Annotated in this window: 5 protein-coding genes; all 5 read left to right on the top strand. The window is 61.8% G+C overall.

The window, feature by feature from the left end; translation table 11 throughout:
• Positions 1-30 precede the first annotated feature (30 nt).
• The 5 genes from QQK95_RS33275 to QQK95_RS33255 all read left to right on the top strand — a co-directional run bounded on the left by QQK95_RS33275 (position 31) and on the right by QQK95_RS33255 (position 3,619).
• Positions 31-369 carry a hypothetical protein gene (locus QQK95_RS33275; protein ID WP_284278825.1) on the top strand — a complete coding sequence of 113 codons (339 nt, stop codon included), beginning with the start codon at positions 31-33 and terminating at the stop codon, positions 367-369.
• Positions 370-657: 288 nt separating this feature from the next.
• Entirely contained in the window at positions 658-933 is a 276-nt protein-coding gene (locus tag QQK95_RS33270; protein WP_284278824.1) for a hypothetical protein, read from the top strand.
• On the top strand, positions 930-2,774 hold the full coding sequence (locus QQK95_RS33265) for a recombinase family protein (protein ID WP_284278823.1): 1,845 nt from the start codon (positions 930-932) through the stop codon (positions 2,772-2,774). Before QQK95_RS33270 ends, QQK95_RS33265 begins: the two co-directional genes overlap by 4 nt.
• 263 nt (positions 2,775-3,037) lie before the next feature.
• Entirely contained in the window at positions 3,038-3,304 is a 267-nt protein-coding gene (locus QQK95_RS33260; RefSeq protein ID WP_284278821.1) for a type II toxin-antitoxin system ParD family antitoxin, read from the top strand.
• Positions 3,305-3,307: 3 nt separating this feature from the next.
• Positions 3,308-3,619: a type II toxin-antitoxin system RelE/ParE family toxin gene (locus tag QQK95_RS33255; RefSeq protein WP_284278819.1), complete on the top strand. Its 312-nt coding sequence runs from the start codon at positions 3,308-3,310 to the stop codon at positions 3,617-3,619.
• Positions 3,620-3,867 lie beyond the last annotated feature (248 nt).

The following is a 3,867-nucleotide window of genomic DNA, read 5'->3' as shown; positions in this document are numbered from 1 at the left end:
CTCTCCAGTTCCGTTAAACACCTTATCTCGGTGTCCACGAAACCGGCAGCAGGCCAGACCGAAGCTCTTAAGCTTCAAGATTCTATCCCTGACATCGCGGCAACGTCGCTCATCGGCGTCATCGCCAAGTTAGAAATGATCCTCGGCGCTGATCGAGATATTGGTGACCCTACCGACTTTCCGTGGCCGCATATAGCTTCCGTGCTGCGTGACTTAAAGGCGATCGCGGGAAATTTGCCGGTTGATCGGCGGAGCCGGGAAAGGACGCGAAGCGATGTTGCCAAGCATTGGGAGTCTGCGGTCAAGCTGGTCGCTGCGCTGGAAGAGGAAGATGCGGCGGAGCACCGCGGCGGTGTAGCGGTCTTCTGACACACCCCCCGCGGTGTGCGACACTTGCAGGCGATATCGAAGATCAACAGTCCGGGATTATCGAGAGGCATACAGATTGCGACGGTTCTCGTCCCACTGATGGTTCGGCTGGACGTCAGCATCAGTACGTTCCGACTTGTAGCCTGTAGCCCGACCTCGACGCTCGAGACGAAACCGCAACGCGCAAGTCATTGCACGCTGTGGCCCTACGACATGAACTTCATACTTTCCTTCGCCGTCCGAAGGACTCTGATGGCAGGTCGATCCACCATTGGGAGAGCGACCGCGATGGCAGAGGAGACCAGGACTGGGCCACAGGCATTGGTTCCGGCGAACGACAATGGCGATCGCGTCGGCTCCGAGGGTCGCCCAGAAAACATGGCGGCGGCCAAGCTGGATCGGGTGGTGCTGGGTATCGCCCGGCTGATCGGCCGGCAGCTGGCACGGGAGGCATTCGAGGTGAGGCCGGTGGCCAACGACAATCGGCCGGGCCGCCGAGTGGGAGAGGGCAGGGAGCCGGATGGTAAACCCCTTGGGGAGAGGAAAGAGGATCTGCCGCCATGACCCGTGTCGCACTCTATGCCCGCTATTCTTCCGACAGCCAGCGGGATGCCTCCATCGAGGACCAGTTGAGGCTGTGCCGCGAGCATGCGGCGCGCGAGGGCTGGAGCGTGGCTGGAACCTATGAGGATGCGGCGATCTCCGGCGCCAGCACAGTGCTGCGGCCGGGCATCCAGCATTCGGTACGTGATGCCCAGCGCAGCCGCTTCGAGGTGGTGCTGGCCGAGGCGCTCGATCGCATCAGCCGCGACCAGGCCGATGTCGCGACCCTCTTCAAGCATCTCAAATTCGCCGGCGTTGCCATCGTCACTTTGGCCGAGGGCGAGATCAGCGAACTGCATGTCGGCCTCAAGGGCACGATGAATGCCCTGTTCCTCAAGGACCTTGCCCTCAAGACCCATCGTGGCCTGCGGGGGAGGGTGGAGACGGGCAAGGCCGGAGGCGGGCTGTGCTACGGCTACCGGGTGGTGAAGAAACTGGATGCCGCAGGTGAACCGGTTCGCGGCGACCGCGAGATCGTGCCGGAGGAAGCGACCATCGTGCGCCGCATCTTCCGCGAATTTGCCACCGGCAAGAGCCCGAAGGCAATCGCCGTCGACCTCAACAAGGAGGGCGTTCCTGGTCCGCTCGGCCGCCACTGGGGCGATACCAGCGTGCGCGGGCATGTAATCCGGGGAACAGGCGTTATCAACAACGAGCTCTACACCGGTGTGCTGGTCTGGAACCGTCTGCATTTTGTCAAGGATCCCGCCACGGGCAAGCGTGTTTCTCGGGCCAATCCGCCAATCAAATGGGTCCGCACCGAGGTGCCGCATCTCAGGATCGTCGAGGATGAATTGTGGCAGGCCGTGAAGGAGAGACAGAAATCCATCGCCAGTCAGTTCGAGGCGGTGGCCATCGCCACCCGCAAGGCCCGGGCGAGGAAGCTGCACACCATGAAGCGGCCCGTCTCCCTCCTTTCCGGCTTGCTCACCTGCGGCCGCTGCGGCGGGCGCTACGGCCTGTTTACGCGAGACCGCTACGCCTGCCTCAACCACCAGCGCCGGGGTATTTGCGACAATGGCCGCACCATCACCCGCGAGAAGATCGAGCAGCGAGTCCTCGCAGGCCTGAAGGAAAGGCTGGTCTCGGCCGATGCCGTGGGCGAGGCGATCAGAGCCTATGCGCAGGAGACCAACCGCCTGAATCAGGAGCGTCGCGCGCAAGGCGAACAAGACCGTAAGGCACTCGACAAGATCGAGCGCGCCATCGCCGGCATCATGGCCGCGATCGAAGATGGCCTGTACCAACCCTCGATGAAAGCGAGAATGGAAGATCTGGAGAGGAAGAAGGCGGAGATTACCGCGCGTCTGGCAGTGGCGCCCGCTGACGTGCCCGATCTGCATCCCAACATCGCCACTCTCTACCGCAAGCGGGTCGAGCAGTTCACGCAAGCGCTTGCCGACCACGAAGACGGACGCCAAGCCGCCGAGGTGTTGCGCTCGGTGATCGGAGAGATCGTCCTCACGCCCGGTGACAAGCGCGGCGAGATCCATGCCGAGCTACGCGGCGAGTTGTTCGGCATCCTCGAATTCGCCAAACCCGACCAAAATCAAAAGTCCGACGATGTTATGACGAAAGGGGTTGCGGGTCCCCGCAACCAACTTCGCAAAACGGCCCGCCTGGCTTCCCGCCCGCGGGCCGTTTTGCGTTTTGCGGCTATGCTAGCCGTCGAGCGGCTCCCGCTCAGCCGCCCGCACGCAGACAAAGCCGAATCTCCGGACAAAAACGCAAAGCCTCTCCCAAAACCAAACGTCATAACCGCCCGCCAGGCTCAAAACCCCGGCGCGCCGGTTTGCATCTGAGTGCCATGCAAGCACGCGAAGCCACGGCTGAGGCGAATAGCGAAAGCCGAATCGGAGCGGCGATCGCAACGAAATGCGAAATGAATTTAGCCGGCAGTCCTCTTTCTCGGCCGGCTTCAGTATCTGTCGTCCCGCCTGCATGACGGAGAGCGGATCGTCGGCGCTATCGAATCAAAGGCAGTGCGGTCGAATCAGCAAATTCTGGCAATAGGTGACATCTATTGCTATGTTCTTATGACCGGACATTCTTCCCAGAGGTTGCCATGCCCAACTACGCTCTGAACGACCATTATGAGAGCTTCATCAGGAGGCAGCTCGAATCAGGTCGCTACAACAATGCCAGTGAGGTTGTCCGCGCCGGCCTGCGCATGCTCGAGGATTTCGAGGCGGAGCGGGAGAGATGGCTGCGCGAGGAAATCCCGGGGCGCCTGACCGAGCTTCAGCAGGATCCGGCAAAGGGGATTCCCGCCGATGCGGTGTTTTCCCGGCTTGAGGCGCGCCATCGCGCGAAGCAGGCGAAAGCCAAGTAGGGGATGGAGCACCGGATTGTCTTCCATCCCTTGGCGGAAGCTGAACTCGGACAGCTCTATGACGACATAGCCGAGCGCGCGTCGCCGGCGATCGCCTGGAATTTCGTTGTCGGCATCCGCGATCATTGCCTGGGCCTGTCGACTTTTCCACAGCGCGGCACGGAGCGGGTCGAGATCATGCCCGGGCTGCGGATTGTTGGTTACCGGCGCGCCGTCAGCATCGCTTTCGCGGTCGAGGGCGAGCGGGTGCTGATCCTGGGCATCTTTTACGCCGGGCGGAACATCACCCCGGAATTGCTGGAAGACCGGCTCTGAAGCATTGCCTGCGCTGGCGCGGTGATTGAAATCCACCAGGCAGGACAAGCGATTCTCAGGCCGATGCCGGGTGTCCGGCGCCGGGTAATGGTGAGCCTCGGCAGGAACGATCGGTGGCGGAGCACCACCCGTAATTCAGCCAAGCCAACTCACGAATTTCGGCCTCGTGGATATCCCCACGAGAAATCGAAAAAACTTTCGCCTGGCGTGTTGACAGTTCTCGTTGGTGGCGACTATATACGCCTCAC

It is taken from the genome of Mesorhizobium huakuii (assembly GCF_030160235.1).
Taxonomy (GTDB): domain Bacteria; phylum Pseudomonadota; class Alphaproteobacteria; order Rhizobiales; family Rhizobiaceae; genus Mesorhizobium; species Mesorhizobium huakuii.
This window is presented reverse-complemented; position numbering and strand designations above follow the sequence as displayed.

Excerpts from the sequence above, each read along its gene's own strand:
- QQK95_RS33255 (WP_284278819.1), top strand. The coding sequence starts at position 3,308 with ATGGAGCACCGGATTGTCTTCCATCCCTTGGCGGAAGCTGAACTCGGA.
- QQK95_RS33265 (WP_284278823.1), top strand. The coding sequence starts at position 930 with ATGACCCGTGTCGCACTCTATGCCCGCTATTCTTCCGACAGCCAGCGG.
- QQK95_RS33260 (WP_284278821.1), top strand. The coding sequence starts at position 3,038 with ATGCCCAACTACGCTCTGAACGACCATTATGAGAGCTTCATCAGGAGG.
- QQK95_RS33270 (WP_284278824.1), top strand. The coding sequence starts at position 658 with ATGGCAGAGGAGACCAGGACTGGGCCACAGGCATTGGTTCCGGCGAAC.